Below are 3,828 nucleotides of genomic sequence, written 5' to 3'. Positions count from 1 at the left end.
GCGCGCAGCAGCGTGCGGTCGTCCCGCGCGGGGGCAGTGGGAGAGATAGCGGCCGCCGGGGCGTCGGCGCAAGGGGGAGGAATCGAAGGCGTGGTCATGGAGGAACGGCTGGCGGGCAAGCAGATCAGGGTTAACCCGCAGTTCAAAGACCATATCACGCTCCGCCGCGCTCCGCAGGCCGGGGGACATCGCAGAACGCGCCGCTATGCTTGGGCGGAAGCGGCCTTGCGGCCCCGCGAATCCTCTTTGCATCCATCCCCCCAAGGAGTCCCCATGAACGACCAACCCCGGCACGGCGTGCGCGTGCTGGCCTTCGACATCTTCGGCACCGTGGTGGACTGGCACCGAAGCATCGTGCGCGAGGTGCAGGCCCTCTATCCGCAGGTGGACGCCGACGCCTTCGCGCTGGCCTGGCGCGAGGGCTACCAGCCCGCCATGCAGCGCGTGCGCAGCGGCGAACTGGGTTGGACCCGCATCGACGAACTGCACCGCCTGATCCTGGACGGCCTGCTGCCCCGCTTCGGCCTGCAGCACCTGACCGAGCCCGAGCGCCAGCACCTGAACCGCGTGTGGCACCGGCTCGACCCCTGGCCCGACAGCGTGGAGGGCCTGCAGCGCCTGAAGCGCCGCTACACGATCACCACGCTCTCCAACGGCAACATCGGCATGCTGACGAACATGGCCAAGCGGGCCGGCCTGCCCTGGGACTGCATCCTGAGCGCCGAGGTGTTCCGCGCGTACAAGCCCGATCCCTCGGTGTATCTGGGCGTGGCCCGCACGTTCGACTTGGCGCCGGGGCAGGTGATGATGGTGGCGGCCCACCACGAGGACCTGGCGGCGGCGCGGGAATGCGGGCTGCGGACGGCCTACATCGAGCGGCCATGGGAGTTCGGGAGGGCCAAGCCAAAGGACGTGTCACCGCAGGCGGGAAACGACTGGCATGCGGAGAGTCTGGTGGGGCTGGCAGAGCGACTGGGCGCGTAAGCCGGCACGCGAGGCGCCAGCATCGCACGTGGGACGGCGGCAGGTAAGCTCACCGAATAACCACAGTGCCGAGGGATGGATGACCAAACAAACGTTGATGTGTCGACGCGACGGCTGCAGCAAGCCCGTCGAAATATCCGATCCAGGCCCGATGCGCCGGTTCATCCTCCAACTCCAGCAGTTGTACCGGGCCTCGACGCTGGCCGGTGACAACGCGGCGCAGTATTGGGCCGACATCGCGGTGAACTCCAGAAGCCCTTGGGCTCCATTGGCACACGTCCCCGGCGCTGTCGCGGTGTTATGGACACCCGAAATAGCACCAACCACCGCACTCACGCTCGGAACGGCAGGTTATGGCTTCGCCGCTCTGCCCAAGAACCTGAATCACTTCACTACGACAGCCGGTGCTGCAGGGATAGCACGCACCGGAGTGATCCGAGCAGCGCTTTCCCCCGTCATGGCATCTATGGTCCAGGTGTCTATATGGCGCGCATCGGGCGGCCCACCAATCTGATCGTGGCAGCGCAGGCCCGGGTTCCGATCATGCTGGCCACGCCAGCGGGCACGGCACGTATCCTTCCTTACCTGGTGTATGTGAGATGGGGACTCAACGGCGTTAAGGTCACCCGATGAGCAAACGGAAACCCTCCGACTATCTCCAAACGGCAACAATCTGGTTTGCCTGGGCCTGCTGGGCCATCGCCTACTGGCAGTCGAGCTGGTGGTGGGTGGCGGGGTCCATGGTTCCTTATCTTCTTTCGCAGAGTTTCGGCCACTTTTTGGACCAAGACAAAGACGGCGGATGAATTGCCAGGCCGCAGCCTCTTCCGGATTACCGAATACTCAACCCGCGACCATCCCCTGCACGAACCGCCGCACGCGCGCATCGAACTCCGCGCTGGTGGCAGTGAACTCCACCCCCGCCAGCACCTGATCGCCCACCGGCTTGAGGGTGACCACGCGGGCGTACACGTCCCGGGCCGGGTAGTGCACCAGCGGCAGGTCGAAGGCCAGGCGCAGCTCGCCATGCAGCGGCACGGTGCCGTTCAGCTCCAGCAGCGCGCCGTGGTAGCCCATGTCGCGCAGGATGCCAGGCACGGCATGGGGCATGACCATGCCGTCCTGCACCAGTTGCCAGCTGCACGGCAGGCGCGCCTCCACGCGGTGGCTGCGGCGGAACTCCTGGCGTGGCACCTTGAGCTTGCGGCTGGGCACCGCCACCAGTTCGCGCATGGACAGCGGCTCGTCGCGCGCCTTCACGAAGACCTGCATGGGCGGGGCCACCGAGGCCATGCTCCAGCAGCGCTGGTACACGGCCTCGCTGACCAGCACCTGCCCGCGCAGGGCGAAGGTGCGCAGTTGCTGGGCCTCGACCACCACGTCGCCCAGCAGCACGGGCGACTGGCGCACGCCCGGCGCACCGCCGAAGCCCCCCACCAGGGCCGGGCCGCAGGCGATGCCGATGCCCAGGTAGATGGACGGCAGGCGGTCTTGCAGGAAGGCGTCGTTGAGATCGCGCGTGGCCATCTGCAGGGCCAGGGCGCACATGGCGGCGCGGTGCACGTCGTCGTCAGGGCCACCGCTCCTGGCCGGATCGGCGCCCGGTGCCTCGGCGGGCGCTGCCAGTCCGAAGACCACTGCCCCGGCATCGCCGGTGAGGTGGTCCACCTCGGCGCCGTAGCGGGCCAGCACGCCGTGCAGGCAGGCCAGGATGCGCTCCACCCAGGCCAGGGACTGGTCGGGCGGCAACTGGGCGGCCAGCTGGGAGAAGTCGCGCAGGCCGATCTTGAGCAGCGTCACCTCGCGCGGCTGCAGGTGCGGGCCGGCGGCGGGAGGCAAGGAAGGGGGAACGGAGGTCTGCGGGTGCGGGAGGGGGGGTGCCGGGGCGTCGCCAGGGGGGAAAGAGGACATGGGAGCGCGGTGCTTTCTCTTCGGGGTGGCCTTTGGGAACTGCGGGCGACGCACCGGCCTTCTTCGCAGGGAGGGCGGGAGGGCGCCCGGCCGCGCGGCAGGCGCTCGCACGGCAAGCATAGAGGGCCCGCGTTGCCATGGTCAAGGCGGGCGGCCATTCTCCCCTACGGCGCCTTCGGCCCCTGCCGGGCCAGCGTCATCCGCCCGTGCCGGCCCCCGCGGCAGGCGTCCCACCCACGGCCTGCATCGGCAACACCACGCGGGACGCGCGCCCCGGCCCCATGTGCACGGTGTTGAACGCCACCACCCGGGGCCCCGCGCTCCCCTCGGGCGCACCGGTGTTGGGATTGACGTCGAACCGCGGGAAGTTGCTGCTCGAAATGTCGAGCCGGATCCGGTGGCCCCGGCGAAACAGGTTGGACGTGGGCATGGGCTCGATCGTGATCTGCACGGCCTCCCCGGGCACCATCAGCCCGGGGTGCTCCCACGAGTCGCGGTAGCGGCAGCGCAGGATGCCGTCGGTCAGGTTCATCGCATACCCCTCGGGATGGTCTTCGCTCGGCGGGTACTGGTCGATCAGCTTGGCCGTGAAATCGGTGTCGGGCGCGGTGGACGAAACCCACAGCTCGATCACCACGGGGCCGGTGAGCTCCACGTCGCACTCGAGCGGCGGCGTCTGGAACACCAGCACGTCGTCCCGTCCGGCCAGCGGCCCGAACGGCGCCCGCGCGCCGAACACGCCGCCGTGCGTGCACTGGTCGTAGGCGCCGGCCACCATCAGGGGCTCCCCGGAGGTGACCGAGCCGCCGATGGTGGGCACCGGGTTCGCGGGGTCGAAGCGGAAGGTCGCCTCACCCGCGCGCTCCGGCACGGCCCGGGTCAGCAGCCCGCCCGGCGCGAGGTACCACGGCGCCAGGGTGGTGCCCGGCAGGG

The 3,828-nt window shown here is 69.4% G+C and carries 4 protein-coding genes; 2 read left to right on the top strand and 2 right to left on the bottom strand.

Translation table 11 applies throughout. The annotated features are described in order from the left end of the window. Positions 1-273 precede the first annotated feature (273 nt). Together AC27IQ_RS20155 and AC27IQ_RS20150 are read left to right on the top strand one after the other, a co-directional pair. A complete protein-coding gene (locus tag AC27IQ_RS20155) occupies positions 274-984 on the top strand; it encodes a haloacid dehalogenase type II (protein ID WP_487090551.1) in 711 nt (236 codons plus the stop codon). Positions 985-1,063: 79 nt separating this feature from the next. Further along, a complete protein-coding gene (locus tag AC27IQ_RS20150) occupies positions 1,064-1,498 on the top strand; it encodes a hypothetical protein (protein WP_487090550.1) in 435 nt (144 codons plus the stop codon). A 329-nt stretch (positions 1,499-1,827) separates the two neighbouring features. Here the strand turns inward: AC27IQ_RS20150 and AC27IQ_RS20145 are convergent, their stop codons facing one another. Both AC27IQ_RS20145 and AC27IQ_RS20140 read right to left on the bottom strand, forming a co-directional pair. Then, complete coding sequence (locus AC27IQ_RS20145) at positions 1,828-2,895, bottom strand: adenylate/guanylate cyclase domain-containing protein (RefSeq protein ID WP_487090549.1); 1,068 nt, start codon at positions 2,893-2,895, stop codon at positions 1,828-1,830. Positions 2,896-3,091: 196 nt separating this feature from the next. Then, a partial coding sequence (locus AC27IQ_RS20140) for a CocE/NonD family hydrolase (RefSeq protein ID WP_487090548.1) occupies positions 3,092-3,828 on the bottom strand: 737 nt, incomplete at its 5' end.

This window comes from Acidovorax sp. KPB24-07, assembly GCF_057543315.1.
Note: the sequence above shows the minus strand (reverse complement) of the source record. Positions and strands in the feature narration are given on the sequence as shown.

Bases quoted from the DNA above. Each gene is read 5' to 3' on its own strand.
- AC27IQ_RS20155 (WP_487090551.1), top strand. From the start codon at position 274: ATGAACGACCAACCCCGGCACGGCGTGCGCGTGCTGGCCTTCGACATC.
- AC27IQ_RS20150 (WP_487090550.1), top strand. From the start codon at position 1,064: ATGACCAAACAAACGTTGATGTGTCGACGCGACGGCTGCAGCAAGCCC.
- AC27IQ_RS20145 (WP_487090549.1), bottom strand. From the start codon at position 2,895: ATGTCCTCTTTCCCCCCTGGCGACGCCCCGGCACCCCCCCTCCCGCAC.